Origin of the sequence: Leifsonia shinshuensis (assembly GCF_014217625.1) — a bacterium.
Lineage (GTDB): Bacteria > Actinomycetota > Actinomycetes > Actinomycetales > Microbacteriaceae > Leifsonia > Leifsonia shinshuensis_A.
Genome location: NZ_CP043641.1, coordinates 3,811,766 through 3,838,177, shown reverse-complemented (window position 1 = coordinate 3,838,177; position 26,412 = coordinate 3,811,766). Strand labels below are relative to the sequence as shown.

General features: G+C 71.3%; 30 protein-coding genes. 15 read left to right on the top strand and 15 right to left on the bottom strand.

What is annotated here, in order from left to right; all coding sequences use genetic code 11:
- Positions 1-43 precede the first annotated feature (43 nt).
- Positions 44-997, top strand: a complete 954-nt coding sequence (locus tag F1C12_RS18680; protein WP_185276350.1) for an alkaline phosphatase family protein — start codon at positions 44-46, stop codon at positions 995-997.
- Between the two features lie 58 nt (positions 998-1,055).
- On the top strand, positions 1,056-2,243 hold the full coding sequence (locus tag F1C12_RS18675) for an alkaline phosphatase family protein (protein WP_185276349.1): 1,188 nt from the start codon (positions 1,056-1,058) through the stop codon (positions 2,241-2,243).
- A 73-nt stretch (positions 2,244-2,316) separates the two neighbouring features.
- On the opposite strand, the gene F1C12_RS18670 is transcribed toward F1C12_RS18675, so the two are convergent.
- Both F1C12_RS18670 and F1C12_RS18665 read right to left on the bottom strand, forming a co-directional pair.
- On the bottom strand, positions 2,317-2,910 hold the full coding sequence (locus F1C12_RS18670; protein ID WP_185276348.1) for an N-acetyltransferase: 594 nt from the start codon (positions 2,908-2,910) through the stop codon (positions 2,317-2,319).
- 1 nt (position 2,911) lies between these two features.
- On the bottom strand, positions 2,912-3,598 hold the full coding sequence (locus F1C12_RS18665; protein WP_219732649.1) for a GNAT family N-acetyltransferase: 687 nt from the start codon (positions 3,596-3,598) through the stop codon (positions 2,912-2,914).
- Between the two features lie 98 nt (positions 3,599-3,696).
- On the opposite strand from F1C12_RS18665, the gene F1C12_RS18660 reads away from it, so the two are divergent.
- The gene (locus F1C12_RS18660; protein ID WP_185276346.1) at positions 3,697-4,656 is read left to right on the top strand and encodes a diacylglycerol/lipid kinase family protein; all 960 of its coding nucleotides are present in this window, start codon (positions 3,697-3,699) and stop codon (positions 4,654-4,656) included.
- A 140-nt stretch (positions 4,657-4,796) separates the two neighbouring features.
- Here F1C12_RS18660 and F1C12_RS18655 read toward each other — a convergent pair whose 3' ends face one another.
- Positions 4,797-5,189, bottom strand: a complete 393-nt coding sequence (locus F1C12_RS18655; protein ID WP_185276345.1) for an SHOCT domain-containing protein — start codon at positions 5,187-5,189, stop codon at positions 4,797-4,799.
- A 186-nt stretch (positions 5,190-5,375) separates the two neighbouring features.
- Here F1C12_RS18655 and F1C12_RS18650 point away from each other — a divergent pair, with 186 nt between their 5' ends.
- Both F1C12_RS18650 and F1C12_RS18645 read left to right on the top strand, forming a co-directional pair.
- On the top strand, positions 5,376-5,789 hold the full coding sequence (locus F1C12_RS18650) for a DUF7144 family membrane protein (protein WP_185276344.1): 414 nt from the start codon (positions 5,376-5,378) through the stop codon (positions 5,787-5,789).
- 127 nt (positions 5,790-5,916) lie between these two features.
- On the top strand, positions 5,917-6,354 hold the full coding sequence (locus tag F1C12_RS18645; RefSeq protein WP_185276343.1) for a VOC family protein: 438 nt from the start codon (positions 5,917-5,919) through the stop codon (positions 6,352-6,354).
- Positions 6,355-6,361: 7 nt separating this feature from the next.
- On the opposite strand, the gene F1C12_RS18640 is transcribed toward F1C12_RS18645, so the two are convergent.
- Complete coding sequence (locus F1C12_RS18640) at positions 6,362-6,802, bottom strand: tautomerase family protein (protein ID WP_185276342.1); 441 nt, start codon at positions 6,800-6,802, stop codon at positions 6,362-6,364.
- Positions 6,803-6,896: 94 nt separating this feature from the next.
- Between F1C12_RS18640 and F1C12_RS18635 the strand changes: the two genes are divergently transcribed.
- From F1C12_RS18635 to F1C12_RS18610, 6 genes are all read left to right on the top strand, one after another.
- Complete coding sequence (locus F1C12_RS18635) at positions 6,897-7,469, top strand: TetR/AcrR family transcriptional regulator (RefSeq protein ID WP_185276341.1); 573 nt, start codon at positions 6,897-6,899, stop codon at positions 7,467-7,469.
- Between the two features lie 217 nt (positions 7,470-7,686).
- Positions 7,687-8,457, top strand: coding sequence for an amino acid ABC transporter ATP-binding protein (locus tag F1C12_RS18630; RefSeq protein WP_185276340.1), 771 nt, complete (start codon positions 7,687-7,689; stop codon positions 8,455-8,457).
- 3 nt (positions 8,458-8,460) lie between these two features.
- The gene (locus F1C12_RS18625; RefSeq protein ID WP_185276339.1) at positions 8,461-9,099 is read left to right on the top strand and encodes an amino acid ABC transporter permease; all 639 of its coding nucleotides are present in this window, start codon (positions 8,461-8,463) and stop codon (positions 9,097-9,099) included.
- Positions 9,096-9,767 (top strand): amino acid ABC transporter permease, encoded by a 672-nt coding sequence (locus tag F1C12_RS18620; RefSeq protein WP_185276338.1) that lies wholly within the window; start codon positions 9,096-9,098, stop codon positions 9,765-9,767. Before F1C12_RS18625 ends, F1C12_RS18620 begins: the two co-directional genes overlap by 4 nt.
- A gap of 12 nt (positions 9,768-9,779) precedes the next feature.
- Positions 9,780-10,655, top strand: a complete 876-nt coding sequence (locus F1C12_RS18615) for a substrate-binding periplasmic protein (RefSeq protein WP_185276337.1) — start codon at positions 9,780-9,782, stop codon at positions 10,653-10,655.
- A gap of 130 nt (positions 10,656-10,785) precedes the next feature.
- Positions 10,786-12,192: a DUF6421 family protein gene (locus F1C12_RS18610; RefSeq protein ID WP_219732648.1), complete on the top strand. Its 1,407-nt coding sequence runs from the start codon at positions 10,786-10,788 to the stop codon at positions 12,190-12,192.
- 73 nt (positions 12,193-12,265) lie between these two features.
- Here the strand turns inward: F1C12_RS18610 and F1C12_RS18605 are convergent, their stop codons facing one another.
- Together F1C12_RS18605 and F1C12_RS18600 are read right to left on the bottom strand one after the other, a co-directional pair.
- A complete protein-coding gene (locus F1C12_RS18605) occupies positions 12,266-13,252 on the bottom strand; it encodes a LysR family transcriptional regulator (RefSeq protein ID WP_185276336.1) in 987 nt (328 codons plus the stop codon).
- A 5-nt stretch (positions 13,253-13,257) separates the two neighbouring features.
- Positions 13,258-14,592 (bottom strand): M20 family metallopeptidase, encoded by a 1,335-nt coding sequence (locus tag F1C12_RS18600; protein WP_185276335.1) that lies wholly within the window; start codon positions 14,590-14,592, stop codon positions 13,258-13,260.
- Between the two features lie 93 nt (positions 14,593-14,685).
- Between F1C12_RS18600 and F1C12_RS18595 the strand changes: the two genes are divergently transcribed.
- The 3 genes from F1C12_RS18595 (at position 14,686) to F1C12_RS18585 (ending at position 17,006) form a co-directional block, all read left to right on the top strand.
- Entirely contained in the window at positions 14,686-15,633 is a 948-nt protein-coding gene (locus F1C12_RS18595; protein WP_185276334.1) for a LysR family transcriptional regulator, read from the top strand.
- Positions 15,634-15,762: 129 nt separating this feature from the next.
- Positions 15,763-16,227, top strand: a complete 465-nt coding sequence (locus F1C12_RS18590) for a RidA family protein (protein ID WP_185276333.1) — start codon at positions 15,763-15,765, stop codon at positions 16,225-16,227.
- Positions 16,224-17,006, top strand: a complete 783-nt coding sequence (locus tag F1C12_RS18585; RefSeq protein WP_185276332.1) for a hypothetical protein — start codon at positions 16,224-16,226, stop codon at positions 17,004-17,006. The genes F1C12_RS18590 and F1C12_RS18585 overlap by 4 nt, the downstream gene beginning before the upstream one ends.
- Here the strand turns inward: F1C12_RS18585 and F1C12_RS18580 are convergent.
- From F1C12_RS18580 to F1C12_RS18540, 9 genes are all read right to left on the bottom strand, one after another.
- Entirely contained in the window at positions 17,003-18,274 is a 1,272-nt protein-coding gene (locus tag F1C12_RS18580) for an amidohydrolase (RefSeq protein ID WP_219732647.1), read from the bottom strand. The genes F1C12_RS18585 and F1C12_RS18580 overlap by 4 nt on opposite strands.
- 57 nt (positions 18,275-18,331) lie before the next feature.
- Complete coding sequence (locus F1C12_RS18575) at positions 18,332-19,276, bottom strand: nucleoside hydrolase (RefSeq protein ID WP_185276331.1); 945 nt, start codon at positions 19,274-19,276, stop codon at positions 18,332-18,334.
- 17 nt (positions 19,277-19,293) lie between these two features.
- Complete coding sequence (locus F1C12_RS18570; RefSeq protein ID WP_185276330.1) at positions 19,294-20,259, bottom strand: nucleoside hydrolase; 966 nt, start codon at positions 20,257-20,259, stop codon at positions 19,294-19,296.
- A gap of 32 nt (positions 20,260-20,291) precedes the next feature.
- Complete coding sequence (locus tag F1C12_RS18565) at positions 20,292-21,086, bottom strand: energy-coupling factor ABC transporter ATP-binding protein (RefSeq protein ID WP_185276329.1); 795 nt, start codon at positions 21,084-21,086, stop codon at positions 20,292-20,294.
- The gene (locus F1C12_RS18560) at positions 21,067-21,939 is read right to left on the bottom strand and encodes an energy-coupling factor ABC transporter ATP-binding protein (protein ID WP_185276328.1); all 873 of its coding nucleotides are present in this window, start codon (positions 21,937-21,939) and stop codon (positions 21,067-21,069) included. Before F1C12_RS18560 ends, F1C12_RS18565 begins: the two co-directional genes overlap by 20 nt.
- Positions 21,930-22,751, bottom strand: a complete 822-nt coding sequence (locus tag F1C12_RS18555; protein WP_185276327.1) for an energy-coupling factor transporter transmembrane component T — start codon at positions 22,749-22,751, stop codon at positions 21,930-21,932. The genes F1C12_RS18560 and F1C12_RS18555 overlap by 10 nt, the downstream gene beginning before the upstream one ends.
- A 2-nt stretch (positions 22,752-22,753) precedes the next feature.
- Positions 22,754-23,425: an ECF transporter S component gene (locus tag F1C12_RS18550; protein WP_185276326.1), complete on the bottom strand. Its 672-nt coding sequence runs from the start codon at positions 23,423-23,425 to the stop codon at positions 22,754-22,756.
- 120 nt (positions 23,426-23,545) lie between these two features.
- A complete protein-coding gene (locus tag F1C12_RS18545) occupies positions 23,546-24,562 on the bottom strand; it encodes a LacI family DNA-binding transcriptional regulator (RefSeq protein WP_185276325.1) in 1,017 nt (338 codons plus the stop codon).
- Positions 24,559-25,533, bottom strand: a complete 975-nt coding sequence (locus F1C12_RS18540; protein WP_185276324.1) for a ribokinase — start codon at positions 25,531-25,533, stop codon at positions 24,559-24,561. Before F1C12_RS18540 ends, F1C12_RS18545 begins: the two co-directional genes overlap by 4 nt.
- Before the next feature lie 257 nt (positions 25,534-25,790).
- On the opposite strand from F1C12_RS18540, the gene F1C12_RS18535 reads away from it, so the two are divergent.
- Positions 25,791-26,411 carry a trimeric intracellular cation channel family protein gene (locus F1C12_RS18535; RefSeq protein ID WP_185276323.1) on the top strand — a complete coding sequence of 207 codons (621 nt, stop codon included), beginning with the start codon at positions 25,791-25,793 and terminating at the stop codon, positions 26,409-26,411.
- Position 26,412 lies beyond the last annotated feature (1 nt).

The following is a 26,412-nucleotide window of genomic DNA, read 5'->3' as shown; positions in this document are numbered from 1 at the left end:
ATCCGGTGGGCGCGCATCCGGTCCCACGGCGTACGGTGCTGCCATGATCGGGAGGGCTCTCGCCGCTGCGTGCGCCGTCGCCGGCGTGTTCGTCCTCGCCGGATGCGCTCCGGGCGCCGCGCCGACGCCGACGGGCGCGCCCGCCACGACGACCCCGGCCCCGGCCTCCCCGACGCGTCCCGCGCCATCCTCACCGCCGGCCGCCACCGCGATCCAGCACATCGTCGTCATCGTGGACGAGAACAAGCCGGCGCACTCCGTCATCGGCGACCCGGAGGCGCCCTACCTGACCTCCCTCGCCCGCGCGGGCGCCCTGGCCACCGCGTACTCGGCGGTGACGCACCCCAGCCTCCCGAACTACCTCGCCCTGACGAGCGGAACCACCGCAGGGATCACCTCGGACTGCAACCCGCCGGGCGGCTCCTGCCTCGTCACCGGCCCGAACCTCGCCGAGGAGCTGGACCGCGCCGGCCGCTCGTGGCGGATGTACGCCGAGAGCATGCCGGCGCCGTGCACGACGGCGAACACCAGCCTGTACGCGGTCAAGCACAACCCGTTCCTGTACTTCCCGAGCGTGACCTCCTCGGCCGGCTACTGCGCCGCCCACGACGTCCCGTACTCGCGCTTCGCCGGCGACCTCGCGTCGGCCTCCACCCTGCCGGCGTTCTCCTTCATCAGCCCCAACCTGTGCAATGACATGCACGACTGTTCGGTAGCGACCGGCGACGCCTGGCTGAAGGCGAACGTGCCGGCCATCCTGGCCTCCCCGGCCTTCAGGACCCAGCGGTCGCTGCTCGTGGTGACCTTCGACGAGGGCGACTCTGGTGACAACGTGGTGGCGTGCGTGTTCGCGGGACCGGCGGCGCGGGCGCACGTCGTGGTCGCTACGCCGTTCACGCACTACTCACTGCTGCGGACGATCGAGGAGGTGTGGGGGCTGGCGCCGCTGACCGGGGCGGATGCGGGGGCGGTGGCGATGACGGGGATGCTGGGGTGAGCACACTCGCGGAATCCCCCTCTGGCGCGTCGCGCCCTCCCGTGCTTCCGTGGACCCCATGGCAGCGGTGAAGCGCGTGATCGTCTTTATCCAGGAGAACAAGACAACCGACTTCTACTTCCCCTCCCTCGCGGAGTGGGGCGCCGAGGTCGCGAACAACGGGAACCTGCGCAGCAGCGCTCCCGATTTCGATCAGCCGCACGACCGGAACGCCTGGGTGCACTATGCGATGGGCGACTATCCGGCCGAGCCCATGCAGCTCGAAAACGACTCCGTCATTCCGTTCTACAGCTGGCTGGCCAAGAGCTTCGTGTTCAGCGACCATCATTTCGGGTCCGGGTCGAACTCCACTCCCGGGCACATGCTCGCGGTCGGCGGGCAGATGCCCACGCTGAAGAATCCGCCGTTCGTGGGCGCGCACCCGGTCTGGGACCTCCCCTCGATCTTCAGCGTCGCGCAGAAGGCCGGCGTGAGCTGGGGCGCGTTCCCCGACCAGAGCGGCTACCCGGTCAAGTTCTACACGACGACCTCGACGGCGCCGGGCACGAGCGAGGTGCACCCGCCGTCGCAGTTCATCCCGATGGCGAAGGGCGGGACGCTGCCGGACGTCTGCTACGTCTGGTCCCCCGCCGGCTACGACGAGCACCCGCCCGCCACCCCGGCGCCCGACTACGTGACCAAGGGGCAGGGTCTCGTCTGGCAGCGCGTCCAGGCCGTGATCGACGGCGGCGGCTGGGACGAGACGGTCTTCATCCTGACCTGGGACGACTGGGGAGGCTACGCCGACTCGGTGCCGACGCCCGCCATCGAGACGGTGCCGGACGCGCTGCACCCGGACGGGTTCCAGGTCATCGGCGGCTCGCGCATCCCCTTGCTCATGTTCGGCGGCGCGGTGACGCAGGCGATCGACCCGGAGTGGCACTCGCACGCGTCCATCCCGAAGACGATCTGCGACCTGCTCGGGCTCGGGACGTTCGGGGTGCCGCGCGTGGACGACGCGCCCTCCCTCGCCCACCTGGTGCAGCCGGGGCTCGGGAGGCCGGTCCCGCCGGCGCCCGGCAGCACGATCACGCAGCCGACGCCGCCGAGCCCGCGGCCGACGCCGGTGGCGCCGAAGCCCTGGCCCGGACCGCTCGGGCAGCCGCTCCCCGCGCTGGTGACGCTCGACGGCAGCACCGTCCCCGCGCCCATCGACGGCAAAGTGAACGCGAAGCCGCCGAAGCCACCGGTCGCGCCGCCGGCCTAGCCGGGCGATTCGTCACGAATCGCGCGAATACGGGAGCGTTTCGCGCGATTCGGCACGAATGTGCGGCGGGGGTTCACGCGTAGGCGAGGTAGCGTCCCGGCTTGCCCGGCTCGAGGTACTCGAACCGGCGGACGAGGCCGGAGTCGTCGAACAGGCCGACCTGCTGTGCGAACTGCTCATTCGTCACGAACACCGTCCGCGACACCGGCCACTCCCCCGCGAACCAGGCCCGCAGCTCGGCGAGAAGGCGCACGTCCAGCCCGGACGCCACGCGCCCGCGTCGCACCCAGAAGAACACGACCGCGTCCACGTCCGTCCAGGCGTCCTCCCCCAGCGCCGTCACCGTGGAGGCCGCCAGGAACTTCGCGCTCGTGGAGAACACGTAGACGCAGCCCAGGCACTCCGTGTCGCCCGGGTCGCGCACGGTGTAGGTGAACGCCCGGTGCGCGCGATGCCGCTCCTCCAGACCGGCCAGGTCCTCGCGGTTCGCCTCGACGGTGAAGTCGTCGGCCGGCCACGACGACTGCTCCCAGAGGCGCAGCTCCTCGCGGCTCTCCATCAGGGCGGCGTGGTCGTCGGCGGCGTCGTCCGCCGTGATGGGGCGCAGCACGAACTCCGCCGTCGCGAGCCCGACGGGGATCGGCACGGCCGGATCGGTCAGCGACACGTCACGCCGCCGTCCGGCAGACCAGCACGTTCATCCGCGCGCGCCGGGTGAAGCCGAGCCGCTCGTATACCGCGATCGCCCGCTCGTTCACGGTCTCGACGTGCAGGAACGGGCGTTCGCCGCGGTCCAGGATGCCGCGCATCACCGCGAGCATGACCGCCGCCGCGAAGCCGCGGCCGCGCCACTCCGGGTCCGAGCAGACCGCGCTGACCTCGCACCAGCCGTCCGGCCGCATCCGCTGGCCGGCCATCGCCGCAAGGCGGTCGCCGACGCGGACGCCGTGGTAGCCGCCGAAGTCGATCGTGCGCGGGAGGAACGGTCCGGGCTTCGTGCGCTCGACCAGATCCAGAGCCTCGGCGACATCCGCCTCCCCGAGCAGAACCAGCCGGGCGTCGTCACCGAGCGGAGGAGCCTCGGGGAGGGCCGCGCCCTCGAAAACGTACTGGTAGCAGTCGTAACCGGCGACCTCCTCCCAGCCCTCGGGCGCCGCCGAAGCGAAAACGCCCAGCGTCGTGCCCGGCCCGACGAGGGCGGCGAGCCGTGCCCAGTCGGCGTCGCTGCCGCGGTCCGCGACCGACGCGAACGGCGACATGTCCGGCGGGTAGCGGCGGGCCCGGTCGTCCCCGGCCGCGAGCGCGGCATGCGGGCCCGTGAGGGCGTTCCAGGCGGGGTCGTCGAGGACGTGCATCCCCTCAGCCTCGCACATGGATGCCCCGCAGGCCCGCGCAGGCGTACTGTCTGGGTCAGCGTCCTGCCGCCCGAGCACGACGCGCGAGAGGGAGACGGATGAGCAGGGCCGCGATCGTGGTCAACCCGACGAAGACAGACCCGGAACGGTTGCGGAAGGCCCTCACGGCCGCCGAGCAGCGCCACGGCTGGGAGGACACCCTCTGGCTGGAGACGACGGCGGACGACCCGGGCACGGGCCAGACCCGCGAGGCGCTGGAACAGGGTGTCGACGTCGTGATCGCGGCCGGCGGCGACGGCACCGTGCGCACGGTCGCCGAGGAGCTGCGCGGAACCGACACCCCGCTGGCGCTGCTGCCCTCCGGCACCGGCAACCTGCTCGCCCGCAACCTGTCGCTGACCCTGGACGACGTCGAGCACGCCCTCGACACCGCGTTCGACGGCGTCGACCGCGCGATCGACGTCGGCGTCGCCGAGCTGCGCGACGGCCGCGACGGCACGGAGAAGCGCGCGTTCCTGGTCATGGCCGGGCTGGGGATCGACGCCAAGATGATCGCGGCGACCGACGACGACCTGAAGGCGAAGGCGGGCTGGATCGCGTATGTCCACGCGATCGGCCGGGTGCTGCGCGACAAGAACGAGCTGCGGCTGCGCTATCAGCTCGACGGCGGCCGCACGCACACCCTGCACGCGCACACGGTGATGATCGGCAACTGCGGGTCCCTCCAGGCCGACATCATGCTGCTGCCGGACGCCGCGGTGGACGACGGCATCCTCGACATCGTGGTGCTGCGCCCGGAGGACGTGCTGGGCTGGCTGCGGATCGTGGTCAAGGTCTTCTGGGAGAACGGGGTGCTGCGCCGCACCAGCGTCGGCCGCCGGTTCATGCGCGACGACCACGAGGTGCACGCGATGAACTACCTCAAGGGCAAGGAGATCGTGCTGACCTCCGACCGCGCCGAGCAGGTCGAGCTCGACGGCGACCTCTTCGGGGAGGTGACCTCGATGCGCGTCCGGGTCGACCCCGGCGCGCTGCGGGTGAAGGTGCCGCGGGAGTAGCTTTCCCAGCGGCCCGTCGATGACGCGTGCGCCGGGCCGGGATATTCTGATGGTCCCCGTAGCTACGGGTATGGGGAAAATACGCCAGAGCCCGGCCGAGCGATCGACCGGGCTCTGGTGCGTCCGGCGCCGGATCCCGGCTACGCCGTGCCGCGCAGCGCCTTGGCCTTGAGCGCCTCGAACTCGGCCGGCGTGATCGTCCCGGCGTCGAGAAGCTGCTTGCCGGACTCGATCTCCGCCGCAGGCGAGGTCGCCCCCGTCCCCGCCACGGAGCGGATGTAGTCGGCGGAGGCGGCCTGGGCCTGCATCGACCCTGCCGCGCTGCGCTGCGCCATCCGGCCGCCGCGGGCGATCAGGTAGATGAAGGCGGCGAGGAACGGCACCACCACCAGGAAGACGCACCAGAGCGCCTTGGCCCAGCCGTTCAGCTCGGGGTCGCGGAAGAGGTCGATGAAGACCCGGATGAAGATCGTGATGCAGACGAACACCAGGTAGAACCAGAACGACCAGACGAGGAAATCCCAGAAGGTCATGGCGACTCCGATCGGTTGACGGGAGCGGTTTTCGCTTCGCGTGGCCGCACGGTACGACTCAGCGCCCTCGCTCGGCAAGAGGGCAATCTTTCCGCCGGGGATCAGGGAAAACCCGCTGTTGCCAAGTGCACTTTTTCGATGCATCATGCAGCCGAAAGCACCAACACAGAGCAAGGAGTCGAAACCATGACTCAAACGCAATCCCACCCGCCGGCGCAGAGAACGGGCTGGGTCGGCTGGGTGTTCTTCGCGGCGATCATGCTCCTGATCGGGGCGGCCATCGACATCTTCTACGGGATCATGGCGATCATCGGTCCCAACACCGCCTATTTCGTCGGCCCCAACGCGAGGGCGTCCTTCGACGTCGCCGGGTGGGGCTGGTGGTCGCTGATCATCGGGCTGGGGCTGGCGGTCGCCGCCTTCTCGCTGCTCACCGGCCGCACCTGGGCACGCATCTTCGCGGTCGTCGTCGCGGGGCTGAACGCCATCACCCAGCTGATGTCGCTGCCCGCACAACCCTGGTGGTCGATCGTGATGGTCGCGATCGACGTCCTCGTCATCTACGCGGTCACGGTCCACGGGAAGGAAGTCAGGGCCTGACAGCCGTTCGCGCGCGGCCGCCGGATTCCCGCTGTTACGGGGGTTTCCGCGGACGTACCGGGGTCGCGCGCGAGCCTCACCCGGCACGCGCTCCCGCGCCGGCGCGATGGTGGGTACGATGCGACGCATGCCTATCAGACTCGAGAACGTCGGCATCGCCGTCCGCGACCTGGAGGCGACGATCGCCTTCTTCACCGACCTCGGCCTCAGCGTGGTCGGCCGGGACACGGTCAGCGGCGAGTGGACCGACACCGCCGTCGGCCTGGACGGCAACCACGCGAACATCGCGATGCTGGAGACGCCGGACGGCCAGGGTCGCCTGGAGCTGTTCGAGTACCTCCACCCCGACGCGATCGAGACCGAGCCGACCCTCCCGAACGAGATCGGCATGCACCGGGTCGCGTTCCAGGTCGACGACATCGACGCCGCGCTGGCGGTCGCCGCGAAGCACGGCTGCCACCCGCTCCGCGGCGTCGCCAACTACCAGGACGTCTACAAGCTCACCTACCTGCGCGGCCCGAGCGGCATCCTGGTGATGCTGGCGGAGGACCTGACGAAGAGCTGACGCCCCGTCAGCCCTTCCGCGTCGCCTGCAGCTCGGCGATCTGCGCCCGCGCGGCCAGCACGAGCTCCTCGTTGGTGTTCGCGTGCCCGCCCAGCCCCCAGCCACCCTCGACGGCCTCGGTCAGGAGCACCCAAGTCCGCTCCGCGAGGGACGGGTCGCCCGCGGCCTCCGCGACGATGGCGGTGAACTGCTCGACCACGGCGAGCTGCTTCGGCCGGTCGAGCGCGCCCGCGTTCGTGAGGACCTGCACCCGCACGTAGCCGGAGTCGCCGTCGACGTTGGCGATCGCACCGTCCGGGAGCTCGTGGACGAACGCGGCCGTGTTCTTCCGGAACAGCGGGATGTCGGGCACCTGCTCGATCGTCTTGAGGGTGTCGGCGAGGGTCGCGGCGAGCGCGTGCGGTGCGGCGAAGGTGCCGGCAGTGGCGTAGACGTCGATCATGGGCATGGGACTCAGCTCCTCGTGTCGTGCGTGGTTGCGGCTCCAGTGTCGATTATGATGCTCGTCATAGTCAAGGGCGGATTTCTCGGAAGGGATGCGGATGACCTCGGACGCGAAGGCGCGCATGATCGAGGGCGCGGCCCGCCTGCTGGCCGAGAAGGGCCTCCAGGAGACCTCGTTCTCCGAGGTGCTGGCGCTCACCGGCGCCCCGCGGGGCTCGATCTACCACCACTTCCCCGGAGGCAAGGCGAGCCTGGTCGCCCAGGCCCTCGACCTCCAGCGCACCCGCTCGCTTGCGGTCATCGAGTCGGCGCGCGGCCGTCCGGCGGCGGAGGTCGCGGCGACGTTCCTCGACGCCTGGCGCCGCCTCCTCCTGGCTTCGCGGTTCCAGATCGGCTGCTCGGCGGTGGCCGTCGCCGTCGCCGCGGACTCCGACGACCTGCTGGAGCGCTCCGGCGCGGTGTTCCGCGACTGGGCGGACCTCCTCGCGGAGCTGCTGGCGCTCGGCGGTGTCCCCGCCGACGCTGCGCCGGGGACGGCGACACTGCTCGTCGCCGGGAGCGAGGGCGCCGTCATCCTGAGCCGCGCGCAGGCGAGCATCGACCCGTTCGAGGCGGTGGCGGGGCAGTTGGTCGCGCACGTGGCGGGGGTGAGCGGGGCGGCCGCGGGCTGACCCTCCCCCAGCAAAACCCTTCCTTACGCCACCCCAACCGACAGCCGCGCTCGTTCCGTAGCGCGCCCGGCGGCGCCGCCGCATCCTGGTCTGAGAACGATCCACGACAACGACGCCGCCGTGTTCGCGCTCCCGTCCCCGCATCGCCGCGCAGGCCGGTCTCGCGCAGTTCACGCTCCTGTCGATTGTCTCCACAGCAGCCAGGAACGGGTTCGACATGCACGAAGCACAGCACGCCGGCGGGGTCGCGATAGCACTGCGGTCCGTCGTCAAACGGTACGGGGAGCACACCGTCATCGACGACGTCTCGCTCTCCGTGCGCGAGGGCGAGGTCGTCGCGATCATCGGCCCGAGCGGGGCGGGGAAGAGCACCCTGCTCCGCTGCATCAACCTGCTGGAGGTGCCGGACAGCGGATGCGTCACCGTCGAGGGCACCCAGGTGGACGCCGGCTCCGAGATCAAGCGGAAGCAGCTTCAGGCGCTGCGGCGCGATGTCGGGATGGTGTTCCAGTCGTTCAACCTCTTCCCGCACATGACCGTGCTCCGCAATGTCAGCCTCGCGCAGGAGCGGGTGCTCGGCCGCAGCAAGGCCGAGGTCGACGCGCGGTCCATGGCCCTGCTCGACCGCGTCGGGCTGGCCGACAAGGCCGGCCAGTTCCCCGGGCGCTGCTCGGGCGGCCAGCAGCAGCGGATCGCGATCGCCCGGGCGCTCGCGCTCGACCCCCGCGTGATGCTGTTCGACGAGCCGACCTCCGCGCTCGACCCGGAGGTCGGGCTGGAGGTCCTGGCGGTGATGCGCGAGCTCGCGAAGTCCGGGATGACGATGGTCGTCGTCACGCACGAGATGCAGTTCGCGCGCGATGTCTCGGACCGCGTCGTCGTCATGGCGAAGGGCGCCATCCTGGAGGAGGGCGACCCGGAGCAGGTGTTCACCGCTCCCGGCACCGAGCGGACCCGGCAGTTCCTGCGCGCGGTCCTGGAGCGCTGAGACATGGACCACCTCGCCGTCGTCGCCCAGGGCGTCCAGATGACGCTGCTGGTGACCGTGTGCTCCTTCGCGCTCGGCGCCATCGGCGGCGTCCCGCTCGTCCTCGCCCGCCGCTCCCGGTTCGCGGCGCTGCGGTTCGCCGCCCGCGCCGTCATCGAGGTCGTGCGCGGCATCCCGCCGCTGGTGTGGCTGTTCATCCTGTACTTCGGGATCGGCAGCGGCGCGATCAAGCTGGACCCGTTCACCGCCGCGATCATCGCGTTCGGCGTCGTCACCTCCGCGTACATGGCGGAGATCTACCGGGGCGGGCTCACCGCCATCAGCGACGGCCAGTGGGAGGCGAGCGACGCCCTCGGGATGACCCGCACGGCCACCCTCGCGTCCGTCATCGGCCCGCAGGTGCTCCGGGTGTCGATCCCCGCCGCCGCGACGTACGCGATCGGGCTGCTCAAGGACTCCTCCATCGCGTCGGTGATCGGCGTGCAGGACATCGTCTTCTTCGCCGGCCAGGACGCCAGCCAGACCGCGGACGGCATCGTCCCGTTCCTCTGGGCGGCCGGCCTATACATCGCCATGACCATCCCGTGCGCCTGGCTGACCAGGCGCCTCGACACCACGCTCCGGAAGAGGGTCGCACGATGAATCTCGTCGAGGACTGGATCCAGTTCTGGCCGCAGTTGCTCGGCGGCCTCGGGGTGAGCCTGCGGCTCACCGCCGCCATCCTGGCCGTCGGGCTGCCGGCCGGCCTGCTGCTCGCGCTCGGCGCGGGCGTCCGCAGCCGGGCGCTGCGGACCACGAGCATCGTGATCGTCGAGATCGGCCGCGGGACGCCCGCGCTGGTCGTCCTGCAGCTCGTGTACTTCGGCCTGCCGACCGTGGGGATCACCTTCGGGTCGTTCGCGGCCTCGGTCATCGCCCTCGGCCTGACCACCGCGGCGTACACCAGCGAGATCATCCGGGGCGGCCTGCAAGCCGTGCCGGAGTCCGAGGTGGAGGCGGCGGACGCCCTCGGCCTCAGCCGGCGCGACACGCTGCGCTACGTCGTGATCCCGCAGGGCCTCCGGATCGCGATCCCGCCGCTCGTCGGGTTCTCGATCATGATCTTCCAGGCCACCTCCCTCGCCTACACGATCGCGGTGCCGGAGCTGATGTCGCAGGCCTACTCGATCGGGTCGACCACCTTCCGTTACCTGAGCATCCTCACCCTGGCCGGCCTCCTCTACGCGGCCATCACGATCCCGGCGAGCTGGTTGAGCGCGCGTGTCGAGAAAGCCCTGGCGCCCCATCGCGCGCCGGTCCCCACCCCCTGAAGGAGCAGCACCATGCCACACCGCAGCAGCACATCGCAGGCCTCCCGCCGGCGCCGAACCACCGCCACCGCGGCCGCAGCCGTCGTCCTCGCCGCCGCCACCGCCCTCACCGGCTGCGCCGCCTCATCCGGCAGCGTCGGGGTGGCGGCCGGCTGCAAGCCGACCGACACGTTCAGCACCATCCACACGGGCACGCTGACCGTCACCCTCTCCTCCCTCCCGCCGTTCATCAGCTCCCAGGGCACGACCCTCGGCGGGATCGACGGCGACATCCTGAACGCGTTCGCCAAGCAGGAGTGCGTGACCGTCACCGCGACGCCGGTCGCGACCGCCGCGGTCATCCCCGCCGTGCAGACCGGCCGCTCCGATGTCGCCGCCGGGTCGTGGTGGCGGTCTGCGTCCCGCGCCAAGATCGTGGGGCTGACCGAGCCCGTCTACCTCGACCAGATGGCCTTCGTGTCGAAGGAGGGCTACGACACCGTCCCCTCGCTGAAGGGCAAGACGGTCGGAACCGTCGACGGCGACCTCTGGGTCGGCGAGGCGAAGGCCTACTACGGCGACGACCTCAAGATCTACAAGTCGACGACCGACATGTACCAGGACCTCAAGGCCGGACGCCTCCAGGTCGCGATGGACAGCTTCGGCTCCGGCTCGTTCAACGCCCCGAAGCTGAAGGTGAAGGTCGCCAAGCCCGACCAGGCGATCGGCGCCTCCCTCCAGCCACCGCAGACCACGTTCCCGATCTCGTTCGACAACCCGGCGCTGCTGAAGGCGCTCGACCGCTACATCGCCACGATCAAGGCGAACGGGCAGCTGGCGAAGATCCTCCAGTCGCACGGGCTGCCGGGCTCCGCCGCGAACACCGGGGCGCCGCGGCTGATCAGCTGAGCCTCGCCCGACCCACCCGAGCCCCACCCCCAGACCGGCGGCGGGCGATGCGACCTCGACACCGTCGCCCGCCGCCTTCCACCCAGCGCCTTTCCACACTCCTGCCCACCACCGCCATGAAAGGGATCTGATGAACACCGAGATCGAGTACGCCCCCACCGCGGCGTCCAGCCGTGACCGCCTGCGCGCGAACCCCGACTGGCTCGCCCTGAGGCAAGCCGCCATCGACCTCCAGCAGCTCCAGGTGAAGGACGGCTCGCTCGACGGGCTGGCCAGCACGACCTGGGCCGTGGAGCTGGTGCGCACCCTCCGCGCGTCGATCGCGGCGCTCGCACCCCTGTTCCCGCACGACGCGGCGTACCTCGCCGCGCTGGACCGGGACTTCGCCCGCTGGGCCGACGAGGGCTTCGGGGTGCCGGACTTCCGCGAGTCACTGGTGGCCTTCCGGCCGGAGCTGCACCGGGAGAACGGACTCGTTCACCTCGTGGTGTTCCCGATGTACACGCAGAACGGCAGCGCGAACCGGTTCGTGGAGGCCGTGCTGGTGGAGGTGATCTGGCCCGACTTCATCGGGGAGCTGGAGAAGCAGTACACGAACGGCCTGTTCGTGTCCCTCTCGTTCATCGACTTCACGCCGGGCTACGACACGAACTCCGCGGTCCTCTTCCCGGAGAGCGTGTCTGTGGCGGAGATCCCGCAGTTCACGTGGGGTGCGATCTTCCAGGACAGGGAGGCCGCCCGCTACCGCCGGGTCGTGGCCGCCGCCGCACAGATAACGAAACTGGAGCTGCCGGAGGACGCCGCCCGGATGCTGGAGGACCAGCGGCTGACGGAGGAGACCTTCGTGATGTGGGACATCATCCACGACCGCTCCCACATGCGCGGCGACCTGCCCTTCGACCCGTTTATGATCAAGCAGCGGATGCCGTTCTTCCTCTATTCGCTGGAGGAATTGCGCTGCGACCTGACCGCGTTCCGCGAGTCCGTCCGCCTGGAACGTTCGCTGGGCGCCCTGCCGGAGGTCGAGCTGTCGGATGCGCGGCGGCAGATCCGCGACCACGCGAAACTGGTGCAGTACGCGGTGATCTTCGACCGGATCTTCCGGTTCGCGATCACCGGCAGCCGGATCCGCAACTACGACGGCCTCGGCGGCCAACTGCTCTTCGCCTGGCTGCACCAGCACAACGTCCTGCACTGGACCGACACCCAGCTCACCATCGACTGGGACGAAGTCCCCGACGTGGTCGTGGCGCTCTCCGACCGGATCAACGACCTGTACTGGCGCTCCATCGACCGACCCAAGGTCGCGCACTGGCTCGCCGCCTACGACATGCTCACCCAAACCCTCACCCCCAACCCGGCGTCGGTGTGGGCACGCGGGCTATCGGATGAGGTGCTGGCCGGACCACCGAAGGGATACACCGACGCCGTCCTGGACGACGAGTTCCCGCTCTCCATGTTCTATGAAGCACTCAACAAGAAGATGACCGCCGTCATCGAATGCACCTCCGGAATCACCGGGACCAGCGAGGTCTGAGCCCTCGACCATTCGTGCCGAATGTCGACTCTCGCCACGCGAGAGTCGACATTCGGCACGAATCTTTTGTGCGTCAGCCCGCCGCGGCGACGCGGCGAGCGAGGTACTCGACCTCTGCGACGCGGCGGCGCTGTGCGCCGGGCGCGTAGAGCCCGGTAGCGTCGTCGAGGAGGCCGCGCACGGTGTCCGCCAGCGCCGCCACCGACTCCGCGGCGAGCGCGCTCTCGTGCTCCGCGCGGTGCAGCGCGAGCACGTGGCGGCGGAGGCCGGGCTCCAGGGTCAGCAACTCGACGCCCTCCGCGGTCGCCGCGGACAGCGCAGGAACGAGGGCGATCCCGATTCCCGCCTGGACCATCCCGCGCACCGAGTCGGAGCGGGCTCCGCGCATGGCGATGAGCGGGTCGAACCCGGCCCCGCCGCACAGGCGGATCAGGCAGCTGTCGCCGGCGGAGCCGTCCCGGGTGGAGACCCAGGTCTCGGCCGCCAGGTCCTCGATCGCGACGGTACCGGCGCCGGCGAGCGGATGCCCGTCGGGCACCAGCAGGAACAGCTCCTCATCCAGCAACGGCGTGACCGTCGCGGCGGCGGGCCAGCGCTGGGGCACCAGGTCGTACTCGTACACGACGGCCACCTCCAGCAGCGCGTCGCGCAGCTTGGCCACCAGCTCGTCCGGCTCGCCCTCGTCCAGGGCGAGGTCCACGTTCGGATGCGACCGGCGATACGCGGCGAGACTGCCCGGCAGCACCCGCTCGGTGACGGCCGCGAAGCCGCCGACGCGGAGGCGGCCGAAGCCTCCCGACCCGAGTCCGCGCATGTCGTCCTCCAGCGCGCCGAGCGCCATCAGGATGTCGTGGGCGCGCTCGGCGAGGAAGATCGCCGCCGCCGTCGGCCGGATGCTGTGCGCGTCGCGCTCGAACAGGGTCGCCCGGAGGCTGTGCTCCAGGGCCGCGACCTGCTGGGAGACGGCGGACCCGGTGTAGCCGATCTGGCGCGCCGCGTCGGCGAAGGAGCCCGTGCGGACGACGACAGACAGCGTGCGGAGATGGACCGGGTTCAGCATGATCGTCAGGTCCCGGATGGGGAGGCCGCCGAGAAGGTGGAGGCCGCGGCGAGCGCGCTGACCGGCGACGCGAGCAGCCGCTCCACGTCCACCCGCCCGCCTGCCGCGGCGAACTCGCGGTCGACGGCGTCGCGCAGCACCGGGTCGGCCAGGTAGTCCGCCATCGTCGCGGCGAGCCCGAACGCGCTGTCGATCACGGCGGCGTCGCCGAGCGGGCTGACCGCCTGACGGCCGAAGCGCGCGGTGTGCATGACGATCGGCTTCGGCGAGATGCTGACGGTGGGGTGGATGGCCGGCCGGCGCACGCTCACGTTGCCCAAGTCGGTGGACCAGCCGCCGCCGACGAGCCCGGGCGGGTCGAGCACGATCCGCCGGCCGCGCGCCGACAGGTGGGTGAAGTAGCGCGCGGCCAGCACGCTGTTGCTGCGCACCGGGAGGTAGGCGGGGAACGGGTCCCACCGCGTCTCCAGCCGGGTGCCGGTGAGGAGCGCCGCGCCGTCGAGGATGCGCTGGACACGCTCCGACAGCTCGACCAGCGCGTCGAGGGATTCGGAGCGCACCTCGACCGTCAGCGCGGCCGTCTCGGGGACGACGTTGGTGGCGGCGCCGCCGTTCGTGATGATGGCGTGCAGCCGGTCGGTGGCCGGGATGTGCTGGCGCAGCGCGGCGACGCCCTGGTACGCGGCGACGACCGCGTCCAGCGCGTTGCGTCCCTCGTGCGGGGCGGAGGAGGCGTGCGCGGCGACGCCGTGGAAGGTCGCCTCGACGTCGCGAACCGCCAGCGAGGTGAAGGACGCGACCTCGTCCGGGCCGGTGAACGGGTGCACCATGACGACCGCGTCGATGTCGTCGAATGCGCCGGCGCGCTCCAGCAGCTCCTTGCCGCCGCCGTTCTCCTCGGCCGGCGTCCCGAGGAGGACGACCGAGCCGCCGAGCTCGGCCAGCTGCGCGCTCACCCCGAGGAACGCGCCGACGGCCGCGGCGCAGATGACGTTGTGGCCGCAGCCGTGCCCGACCTCCGGGAGGGCGTCGTATTCGGCGAGCACCGCGACTCGCGGACCTCCGCGGCCGGCCTGGACGCGCAGCGCGGTCGGCATCCCGAAGACCCCGACGGTCGGAGCGAAGCCGTGCCGGCGCAGGAACTCGGACACGATCGCGGCCGACCGGTGCTCCTCGAACCCGACCTCGGGCGTGGAGTGGATGCAGTGGCTGAGCCCGATCAGGTCCGAGCGGGCACGCCCGATCGCGTCGTCGATGCCCCGGAGGACGTGGCCGCCGGCGCCCACGGTGCGTGGAGCGGCGGTCGCCGGGATATCAGCGGGAGAGCTTTCAGTGGACATCGTCGTCGACTCGTTTCGGAAGAAGAGTTGAAGCTTTTTCTTACGATAAACCCTAGACTGTCGTAAGTACAACTAATCATGGAGAATGTGCGCATGACGGACAACTCGCTCCCGGACGTCCCCCGGCTGCGCCTGCTCAGCGAGGTCGCGCGGCAGGGTTCGCTGGCGGGAGCGGCCCGGACGATCGGCATCAGCTCCTCCGCGGTCTCGCAGCAGATCAGCATCCTGGAGCGGGAGGCCGGGGTGAAACTGCTCGACCGCTCCCCGCGCGGCGTCGGCCTCACCGGCGCCGGCGAGATCCTGGTCGAGCACGCCCGCCGCATCCTCCGGCTGCTGGAGGCCACCCGCGCCGAGATGGATCAGCTCAGCGGCGAGCTCGCCGGCCGGGTTCGGATCGGCGCCATCCCGTCCGTCGCCCGCTTCGTGCTGCTCCCGGTCGCCGAGAGCCTGGCCGCCGACGCCCCCGACATCGAGCTGACGGTGAATGTCATCGAGCCGGCGGAGAGCATCGACCTCCTGCTCGGCGGCGCGCTCGACGTCGCGATCATCGACCTCTACGACAACGTGCCGATGGCCTTCCCGGACTACCTGCACACCACAGAGCTGCTGCACGAGCCGCTCGTGCTCGTCGCTCCGCCCTCGTACGAGCTCCCGCAGAAGGTGCGGCTCGCCGACCTCAAGAACGAGCCGTGGGTGATGCCGGACGAGCTCGGCGCGTGCGGGCAGGCGGTGCGCTTCGCCTGCCGGTCGGAGGGGTTCGAGCCGAACGTCCGCTGGCACACCGCCGACCTGCTGCTCCTGGTCGAGTCGATCTCCCGCGGCCGCGGCATCTCCGTGCTGCCGCCGCTCTCGATCGACCGCGGTGTCGCGCCCGTCACCATCCACTCGCTCGACCGGCCGCACCTCGGCCGCCGGGTCCTGGCGGTGACGCGCGCCGCGGACGAGCGTCGGCCGATCGTCCGCGCGGTGCTGGACGAGATCCGTCAGGCCGCCGCGACCCAGAAGGCCGTGATCGAGGCGGCGGCCACCGCCGGGAACTGACCCGCGCGCCAGCCGAAGAATCCCTTGCGGCAGCACCAGCGGCCGCCGCGCTCGAAACGGTGCGCACCGCCCCGCCGACTCGCACACTGGTGATCGAACCCCCATCACCGGCTTCCGAGGAGACAGACCATGACCGCCGAACGACTCATCGCACAGGTTCCGGGCCACTGGCAGGTGCCCGGCCACTTCACCATCAACCACAGCCACGGCATCCGCGTGGGCGACATGATCTGGGTCGGCGGCCAGGAGGACCTGGACGAGCACGGGAACGTGCGCCACCCCGGTGACATCGAGGCGCAGTGCCACGCGGTGATGCAGTCCCTGCAGGCCGTCATCGAGGACTTGGGCGGGACGATGGGCGACGTGGTCCAGTTCAACACGTTCTACTCCGGCGAACTCAGCGTCGAGGAGTGGCAGCGCACCTACGACATCCGGTTCGGCTACTTCCCGAAGCCCGGCCCGACCGCGACCGGCATCCTGATCGGCAAGGAGTTGAACATCCCCGGCATCCGGGTGGAGGTCAACGCCGTCGTGGTCGTCGGCAGCGCCGCCCGGGACGCCGCCCGGCCGACCGTGCCCGCGGTGGGCGCATGAGCACCCGCACCCTCGGGGTCATCCTCTGCGACCTCGACTCCTACGCCGTGGACGACATCGACTGCGTCGTGCCCGGCGCCCCGGCGATCAGCGACAACCCGGTCGGCTTCTTCGAGAACCCGGACAGCTGGCCGGGCATCCCGGTGTCGTACGCCGTCGCACGCGGCGCCCGCGTGGAGAAGCTGGTCACCGGCGATCCCGTCGCGATCGACGCCTTCTGGCGGGCGAAGGAACGGCTCGCGCACTGCTCTCTGGTCATCACCGACTGCGGGTTCTTCTACTACGCGCGCCAGAGCGGCCTCCCGACCGGGAACACGCTGACCAGCGGCCTGGACCTCCTGCCGCTCGCCGCGAGCCTGACGAGCGAGCGGATCGGCGTGCTCACGGTCTCGGCGCCGCTGGCGAACCGGCTGCTCGCGTCCGACGCGCTGTTCCCCAGGCTGACCGTCGTCGGCCTGGAGGACCAGCCCGGCTGGAACGGCATCCTCACCGACGACCACGCCTATGGCAACGGCTGGGACCTCGACACCCTGCGCGCCGGGGTGGAGGCCGTGCTCGAACGGGAGTGCGCACCCGGTGGCCGGCTGGAGGGCATCGGCGCCCTCGTGCTCGAGTGCACGCTGCTCCCCGAATTCCGGCGGACGATCGCGCAGTACCACGTCGGCGCCGATCCTCGACATCGCCTCGTTCGCGCTCAGCGCGCTGGGGCCGGGGTTCGACGGCGGGGAGTAGTCCTCACTCCCCGAGCCGGACCACGACGGGCGGCGCGCCCCGGCTAGGACCGACCGTCCCCGAGCCAGGCCAGCGCGGCGACGACCGCCGCCGCCGTCCCCGTCCGCAGCGTCGGCTCGATGACGGGGGCGAAGTACGGGGAGTGGTTGGCCGGGATGTCCGTCGCGACCGTGCCGGCGGCCTGCGCTTTCGCGTACCGTCCCGGGTCGACGCTGCCGACGCCCCAGTACGTGTACGGCGTGCCGAGCGCGTCGGGGAGCTCGCCGAAGTCCTCGCTCGCCGACTGCCGGTCGATGGTGAACGCGGCGTCGCCGAAGTAGGCAGCGAACGCGTCAGCGACCTTCGCCGTGGCGGCCGGGTCGTTGACCGTCACCGGGTAGTGGTCGTAGAGCTCGTACTCGGCCGGCTTCGGCGAGCCGGAGGCGGCGCACTCGCCGTCGACGATGCGGTGGATGGCGTTCACCATCGCGGTGCGGGTGGCGTCGCTGAAGGTGCGGAGATTCAGCTCCAGCACGGCATGGTCCGCGATCACGTTGCTCTTCGCTCCGCCCGCGATGCGCCCCACCGTGAGGACGGCGAACTCGCCGGGGGTCACCTCCCGCGAGACGATGCCCTGCAGCCGCAGCACGATCGTGGAGGCCAGCACGACCGGATCCACGGAGAGCTGCGGCATCGACCCGTGGCTGCCGCGGCCCCACACCGTCACCCGCATGCTGTCGCCGCTGGAGAGGAACGCGCCGGCGCGGGTGCCGACGCGCCCGGACGGGAACGGCAGGACATGCTGGGCCAGCGCCACGTCGGGGTGCGGGATGCGGTCGGCCAGATGGTCGCCGATCATGAACTCGGCGCCGTCGGCGAGCTCCTCGGCCGGCTGGAACAGGGCGATGTAGGTGCCCTGCCATGCGGACGGGGTCGCCGCCAGCAGCCGGGCGGCTCCGAGCAGGCAGGCCACGTGCGCGTCGTGGCCGCACGCGTGCATGACCGGAACGTCGGCGCCGTCGCGATCGGTCGCGTGCTCGCTGCTGGCGTAGGGCAGCCCGGTGGCCTCGGCGATGGGGAGGGCGTCCATGTCCGCGCGCATCAGCACGACCGGGCCGTCGCCGTTCTCCAGGATGCCGATGACGCCGGTCGAGCCGACCTTCTCCTGCACGGCGAACCCGTACTCGCGCAGCGCGTCGGCGACGGCGGCGGCCGTCTTCACCTCCTGGTGGCCCAGCTCGGGATGCTGATGGACGGTGCGGTAGAAGTCTTCCTGCCACTGCGCGATCCCCGGCTGACCGGCCAGCACCGCCGTCGCTGAATCCGTGGCGCCCATGGTCCTCCCTCCCCGGCTGCCACGGTACGTCAGGACAGCCGGGGAGAGAAGACGCGATCAGGCGAGCACGCGCTCCAGCAGGTGCGGAGCGAGGTCCGGCTCGGTCCGCAGCACGACGCGCACGTGCGCGCCCGACCGGTCGACCGGACCGGGACGCTGCCCGCGCAGGTCGCAGATCGTCTGGCCGCGGCCGGGCCCGTCGGTCGCGTCGACCTCCACCGGGACGGCAGGCGCGAGCACCGCGCGGACACCGCCGACGGCGAGCGCCGCCGCCAGCGGGTCGTGCAGGGCGCTGGAGCGGCGGCCGTACTCCGTCACGTAGAAGTCGAAGTAGTGGTCGAGCATCCTCCCCACGGCGCTCGCCAGGGAGCCGCCCTCCTCGACCAGGCGGACCCGGTCGGCCTCTTCGAGCACGTTCTCCATCGTGGAGTCCAGCGGCACCAGGACGATCGGCCACGTCGCGGCGATCACCGCGCGCGCCGCCTCCGCGTCGTTGCCGATGTTCGCCTCGGCGACCGGCGTGATGTTGCCGGGGACGAGCGCCGCGCCGCCCATGATCGTGACCTTCGCGATGCGTCCGGTCAGCCCCGGGTCGCGCTCCAGGGCGCGGGCGAGGTTGGTGAGCGGGCCGACGGCGAGCACCTCGAGCGCGCCGTCGTGCTCGCGCGACAGGCGCAGCAGCATGTCGGCGGCGTCCTCGGCGACGGGCGCCGCCACGGCCGCCGGGAGGTCGAGACCGCCGAGGCCGTTGGCGCCGTGCACGTGCGGAGCGCCGCCGTGGAAGTCGCCGGCGAGCGGGTGGTGCTCCCCGACGGCCACCGGCACGTCGCGGCCGGCCAGTGCCAGCAGGCGCAGCGTGTTGTCGGCGGCCTGAGCCGAGCTGACGTTGCCGCTGACCGTGCCGATGCCGGCGAGCTCCACCTCGGGGGAGTTCAGCAGGTAGGCGAGGGCGAGCGCGTCGTCCACGCCGGTGTCGCAGTCGAAGTAGAGAGGGGTGGGCATGACGGGATCCTCCTCGCTCAAACGCGGACGCCGGTGACGACGTCGAAGAACAGCTCGAGCACGGCTCCGGTGTCGACGCCGAGGGCGACATCGACGAGCGGCCACGGTTCCTGCCCGGGGGCGTAGACGGCGTCCTCACCGCCGTAACTGCGCCGATCCACGATGGTCTGGCCGCGGCCGATGCCCTGGCTGATGTCGACCTGCACCGGAACCCTCTCGAAGCGGAACAGCTCGGGCGCGACCAGCGCGCAGACCGCTCCGGCATCCCCGATCAGCGGGTGGCTGAAGACGGTCCCGTCGGCGGGGTCGACGAGCTGGAAGCCGAGCAGCGACCCCAGCGCGGCGTCGACGGCGCGCTCCGACGCCGCCAGCTCGGCCACCCGCTCAGCAGCCACCTCGACGACGTTGAACACGTCGAGCCCGTACATCGTCAGCGGGATGCCGCTGGAGAGCACGATGGCCGCGGCCTCCGGGTCGTGCCAGATGTTGAACTCGGCGACGGCGCTGGCGTTGCCGACCGACGCGGAGCCGCCCATGAACACGATCCGCCCCACGCGGTCTGCGACCTCGGGGTAGACGCGCAGCAGGAGCGCGAGGTTGGTCAGCGGAGCCAGGGCGACGATCGTCACGGGCTCGTCGGCCGCGAGCAGCTCGCGGCGGAGCAGTTCGACGGCGTGCACCTGCTCCGGCACACGCGAGCCCGCGGGCAGGCGGAGGTCGCCCAGCCCGGTCTCGCCGTGCACCCAGGAGGCGTCCCTGGCCGGCTCGATCAGTGGCCGGCGGGCGCCGGCGGCGACGGGGATGTCCGGTGCGCCGAGCAGGTCGAGCACGGCGAGCGTGTTGGCGACGACCTTGTCGACGGAGACGTTCCCGGAGAGGCAGGTGATCGCCTTGACGTCGATGTCGGGGTGCCGGACGGCGAACATGATCGCCATCGCGTCGTCGATGCCGGTGTCGACGTCGAGGATGACCGAGTGCTTCATAGTGGCCTTTCGTTGGAGGTCGGGAGCGGGGTTCACGGGATGAGCGCGGCGATCGTGTCGATCTGCAGCGCGGTGCGGCTGAGACCCAGATCACGGACGAGCTGGGCGGCGACCGGCCGCTGCAGCCGGGAGGCATGCAGCACGGCGTCGTCGGCGAAGACGTCCTCGACCGCGCCGTCGGCGACGACCCTGCGGTTCGCCATCGCGACCACGCGGTGGAACGAGTCCGCGACGAACCGCATGTCGTGGGTGATCGTGATCACCGCGACGCCCTCCGCGCCGAGCTGGTCGATCATCCGGTTCAGCAGGGCGAGTCCGCGGCTGTCGAGGCCGGCGGTCGGCTCGTCCAGGATGACGTAACGCGGCTCGCCGACCAGCACGGCGCCGATCGCGACGAACTTCTTGATCGCGAACGGGAGGTCGCTCGGGTTGGTGTCGAGGAAGCGCCCGATTCCGGTCATCCGCACGGCGCGCTGGACGCGCTCCGCCGTCTTGTCGGCGTCCCACTTGTCGTAGCGGGGCATGTACTCCAGCTCGCCGCGCACGTCGGGTGCGAACACCTGGTCGTCCGGATTCTGGAAGACGTAGGCCACGCTGCGGGCGGTCGTCGCGGTGGTCTGCGTCTTCGTGTCGACTCCGTCGATCGAAACCGTGCCGGAGGTCGGCTTGAGCAGGCCGTTCATCAGCTTGACGGTCGTGGTCTTGCCTGCGCCGTTCTGGCCGACGATCGCGACCCGCTCCCCCGCGTCGATGCGCAGGCTGACGCCGTCGACGGCCAGGGAGCCGTCCGGGTATGCGAACGTGACGTCATCGAGCACGATGGACATCGGCCACCTCCTGTACGCGCGCCTCGATCAGCTGCCGGGCGTCTTCTCTCGTGATGGGTGTGCGCTCGAGCGCGCGGCCGTCCGCCGCGAGCCGGGCGGCCACCCGGGTGACCTCCGGCTGCGGCACCCCGGCCGCCTCGAGCAGCGGCGAGGCGAGGACCTCGGCCGCCGGGCCCTCCGCCGCCACGGTGCCGCGCTCCATGACGATGACGCGGTCGGCGTACTCGGCGATCAGGTCGATCTTGTGCTCGACGAGGACGATCGAGGTCCCACGCTCCTTGAGCCGGCGGATGATCGCGAAGATCGCCTCGGACGACTCCGGGTCGAGCTGGGAGGTCGGCTCGTCGATGACGAGGAAGTCGGCCTCCATCGCCAGGATCGACGCGAACGCGACCTTCTGGCGCTGGCCGCCCGAGAGCTCGTTGGGGTTCTTCGCGATCAGGCCCTCGATGCCCAACTCGCGGACGACGGAGATCACGCGCTCGATCATGGTGTCGCGGTCGACGCCCATGTTCTCCAGCCCGAGGGCGATCTCCTCGAACACCGTGTCGCGGATGCCCGAGATCTGGGTGAACGGGTTCTGGAACACGTAGCCGATCTGCTGGGAGAGCACGGCCGGGTCCCAGTCCGCCAGGCTCGTGCCCAGCACCTGCACGTCGCCGGTCAGCTCGCCGTCGTGGAAGTGCGGCACGATCCCGCGGATCACATTGCACAGCGTCGACTTGCCGCTGGCGTTGCGCCCGACGACCCCGTAGACCAGGCCGGGTTCGAGCGTCAGGTTCACGCCTTCGAGCGCGGCCTCCTCGGCGTGCAGGTACGTGAACGACACGTCCCGCATGGTGACTAGTGCCACAGCAGTACCTTTCCGACGATCGCGAACGCCGCGCAGGCGTAGGCGAGAACCAGGACGCCCCACTGCGCAGCGGTGGTGCGGGGGAGGAAGACGAGCCGCGTCTGGGCCGTCGGGGCGTTGAAGGCGCGGGCGTCGAGCGCCAGCGCGCGCTCCTCGGTCTGCGCCATCGCGGACAGGAAGACCGGGGTGAGCACCGGGAAGAAGGCCCCGGCCCGCCGCAGGAGCGACCCCTCGGTTTCGATTCCGCGCGCCTTCTGCGCGTCCATCACCGTGCGGGTGTTGGCGCCGAGGTCGATGATCGCCTGGAAGGAGGCGAGCACGACGTAGCTGGCCTTGCGGCTGACGCCGACCCGCTCCAGGGCGAGCATCAGGTGCCCGATCGGGACGAGGGCGAAGAACAGCGTCAGCACACCGCACATCGCCATCACCACGAAGACGAACGCGGCGGCGTCGGTGATGCTCGAGACGCTGATCGCGAAGGGGCCCCAGGCCCACAGCGCGTTCTGCCGATCGGTCGCGAAGATCACGCGGACGACGAACAGCAGCACGCCGACGATCCCGAACAGCCGGAGGTAGGTCTTGGCGAAGCCCGCGCCCACGCCGCCCAGCGCGCCGAGCAGCAGCATCGCGACGCAGACGGCGGCGGGGCCGACGAGCTTGGGGAGGGTCGCGGCCAGGATCGCGAAGGGGATCGCCGTGCCGAGCACGATCAGCGGGTTCGCGTCGCGGATCGGGTTGCCCAGCGAGGCCGCCCGCCGGAACCGGTCGACGAAAGCCTCGTCGAGGGCCGGTGCGCTTGCAGTGGAGGTCATGCTCAGCGTCCCAGCGACAGGTCGTCGTCGGTCTCGTACTCGATCGGCGCCGAGGCCGCGCTCTTCGGCTTGCTCTTGCGGTAGATCGAGCCGAGCGGAAGCTTGGTGAGCAGACGCTCCGGGACCCGCTTGAGGATCAGGAAGACGACCAGGACCGTCAGGAGCTTGTCGAGCATGTCGAACGGGATGCCCGCGATGTAGACCGCAGTGTTCAGGTCGATGCCGGTCGCGTGCAGCGCGGCGACGATGACGCTGTTGCCGCTCGGGGTGAGGCCGCCGAACAGCCAGATGGTGATGAGCGCGCCGCCCGCGCCGCCGACGAGGGCGAACGGGATGACGGTCAGCAGCGCCTTCCACAGCTTCAGGAACCAGCCGGCGCGCGAGAACCAGCCGGCGAGGAGGCCGATGACGACGCTGATGATCGCGTAGGCCATCGTGGTCGGGTTGGTGATCGAGTTGATCACGTTGGACACGGCGCCGACGACCGCGCCCGGCAGGCCGCCGCAGAGCGCGCCGACCAGGACGGTGCCGATGCTGTCGAGGTAGATGGGCAGCTTCAGGAGGTTGGCCAGCTGGCCGCCGATGAAGTTCGTGGCGACGCCGATGGGGATCAGGAAGATGGTCAGGCGGCCGTAGCCGGCGAAGAAGCGGGCGAGGCGGTTGGGATTCGACACGGGAGATGCCTTTCGTTGTCGTCGTTGACGTGCACCGGGCCCGGGGTCGGTGAGGGCCGGTGCTTCGAGGGGGTACTGGTGGTGCGTGATGCGGGCGGGGCGGGTGGGTCGGGTGCGGCGTCAGTCCTTGTGGGGGCCGCAGGAGGGCCGGATGCGCAGTTCGTGCGTCACGACCAGGGAGGAGGGGGCTGCGCCGTCCGACGCCGCCGCGAGCATCGCGACCGCGGTGCGGGCGATGTCGGCGAGCGGCTGAACGGCTCCCGAGAGCTTCGGGACGGTGTAGTCGGAGGCCTCGGTGCCGTCGAAGGAGATCACGGCGAGGTCGTCGGGGACGCGCACGCCGAGCTCCGCCGCCGCCGCGAGCAGGCCGATCGCCTGCTGCTCGTTGGAGGCGAAGACCGCGCGGGGTCGGTCCGCGCTGGCGAGGAGGGCACGGCCGGCCTCCAGACCGCCGCGGCGCGTGAACGGCGCCTCGACGACCCAGCGCGCGTCCGGTTCGATCCCGGCGGAGGCGAGCGCCTGCCGCCAGCCCTCGTACCGGTCCTGCCCGGTGTAGAGATGGCGCGGCCCGGCGATGATGCCGAGGTCGGTGTAGCCGTGCTCCAGAAGGTGCTCGGTGACGTCGCGCGCGGCGCCGATGTTGTCGACCGCCACCGACGACGCGGTCTGGTGCGGGTCGACGCGGTCGAGCACCACGACCGGGACCTGGTTGCCTGCGAACGGGGCGAGGTCAGGGGCGTTGTCGACGCCGACGAACAGGAGCCCGTCGACGCGGCGCCGGGCGAAGGTCTTCAGGAGCTCGGTCTCGCGCGCCTTGCTCTCCGCCGCGTCGCCGAGCAGGACCACGCGGCCGGCCTCGGACGTGGCGTCCTCCAGCTCGTGGGCGAGCGCGGCGAAGAACGGGTTGGAGATGTCGGGGACGATCAGGCCGTAGGTGCCGGTGACACCGGAGGCGAGCGCTTGCGCGATCGTGTCGGGCTCGTAGCCGACCTTCTCGATGGCGTCGAGCACGCGGCGCCGGGTCGCCTCGGACACCGGGCGCGGGCCGTTGTTGATGACGTAGCTGACGACCGCGGTGGACGTCCCGGCCTCCCGGGCGACGTCCTCGCGGGTGACCCGGCCGGCGCGGGGGCTCACGGGACCACCACCCCGTCCTGGGCGAGCGCGCGCAGAGCGTCGTAGGAGTCGACGGTGCCGAGCGCGGCCACCGCGGCCGAGCCTGCGGCGGCGCCCCGGCCCACGGCGGTCTCGAGGTCGGCGCCGCCGGCGAGGGCGGCGGCCAGCGCCCCGACGAAGGCGTCGCCTGCTCCGGTCGTGTCCACGACGACGGCCGGGACCGGGGCGGGCTGGTGCCACTGGCGGTCGCCCGTCGCCGCGACGGCGCCGTCCGCGCCGAGGGTGATGACGACGGACTCCGCGACGGTGCCGGCCAGCCGGCGGGCAGCGTCGAGCGCGTCGGCGGTCCCGAACGACCGGGGATCGCCGTCGCGCGCGAGCAGGGCCAGCGCCTCGGACTCGTTGACGATCAGCGGGTCGGCGAGCCGGAGGGCGTCGGGCGCGATGTCGATCACCGGGGCGAGGTTGAGGATGAACCGGAGGCCGCGCGCGGCGAGCGCGCGGGCGAACGCGGCAACGGCCTCCGCGGGCAGCTCGCCCTGCGCGAGGCCGATGGAACCGGCAGGCACATCGAGCGCGGCGCTCTCCGGCCCCAGGATGTCGGGTCCAGCTTCGGCGTTCGCCCCCGAGACGACCACGATGGTGTTCTCGCCCGCGGCGTCCACGGTGATCTGGGCGCTGCCGGTGACGGCGGTCGGCGAGACCCGGAGGCCGGAGGTGTCCACGCCATAGCCGGCGAGCGTGTCGCGCACGAATGCGCCGCCGTCGTCGGCGCCGACCTGGCCGAGGAAGCTCGTCGCCGCGCCGATCAGGGCGGCCGCGACAGCCTGGTTCGCGCCCTTGCCGCCGAGGCCGCGGCGGCCGGCCGTGCCGAAGACGGTCTCGCCGGGCTGCGGGAAGCGGTCGAGGTAGACGTAGGAGTCGATGTTGGCGGACCCCAGGACCACGACGCAGGCGGCGGCGGTCGTGCGCTCGTCGTCGAAACGTTCCACGGGGTTCCTCTCCATCAAGGCTGCCATTCGGCACTGTCTACGCGCATTGTCTACGCGCGTAGCTCGGTGCTGATACGCAAACATAGACCGGCCGGGCTCGCCCCGTCAACCACAGCCCTCCCGATGCGTTCCCGCGCTCCGCCAGGCGAACACTGGTTCATCTCGGGAATCGATCCAGGGCATCCGAAACGGCGAGGCGCAGCGCGAGGGCACCGGTCTCCTTCTCCCCGCGTCGCGTTCCATGAGAGAGTGGCCTGATGGTGGTGCCCCTCGTGCTGGACCTCCTCGGCACGTTCTTCTTCGCCATCTCCGGCAGCCTGCTGGCCGCCCGGCGCGGCTTCGACGTGATCGGGTCCCTGCTGCTCGGCTCGCTGACCGGCCTCGGCGGCGGCGTGATCCGGGACGTCATCCTCGGCGTCACACCGAACGCCTTCGCCAACCCGATCTACCTGGCGCCGCCGGTCGTCGCCGCCGTGCTGGTCTACTTCCTGTTCGGGGCCGTCGCACGGTTCCCGCGGACGCTGCTCGTCTTCGACGGCGGCGGGCTCGCGCTGTTCTGCATCACGGGCACGGTCATCGCGCTGGAGCGTGGCGCCAATCCCATCGCGGCCGGCGTGCTCGGCGTGACCACCGCGGTCGGCGGCGGTCTCCTCCGCGACGTCGTCGCCAACCGCGACCCGCAGCTCTTCGATCCGCACGACCTCTACGCCGTGCCGGCGATGCTCGGGGCGGCGATCATCGTCGTGGTCTGGAGCGTTGGCGGCTACAACCCGTGGACGGAGGCCGCGGTCGCCGCGCTGGTCTTCGCCTTCCGGATGCTGTCGCTCCGGTTCCGCTGGCACGTCCCGCTCGCCGCCGCGTCGCACCACACGGTCTGAG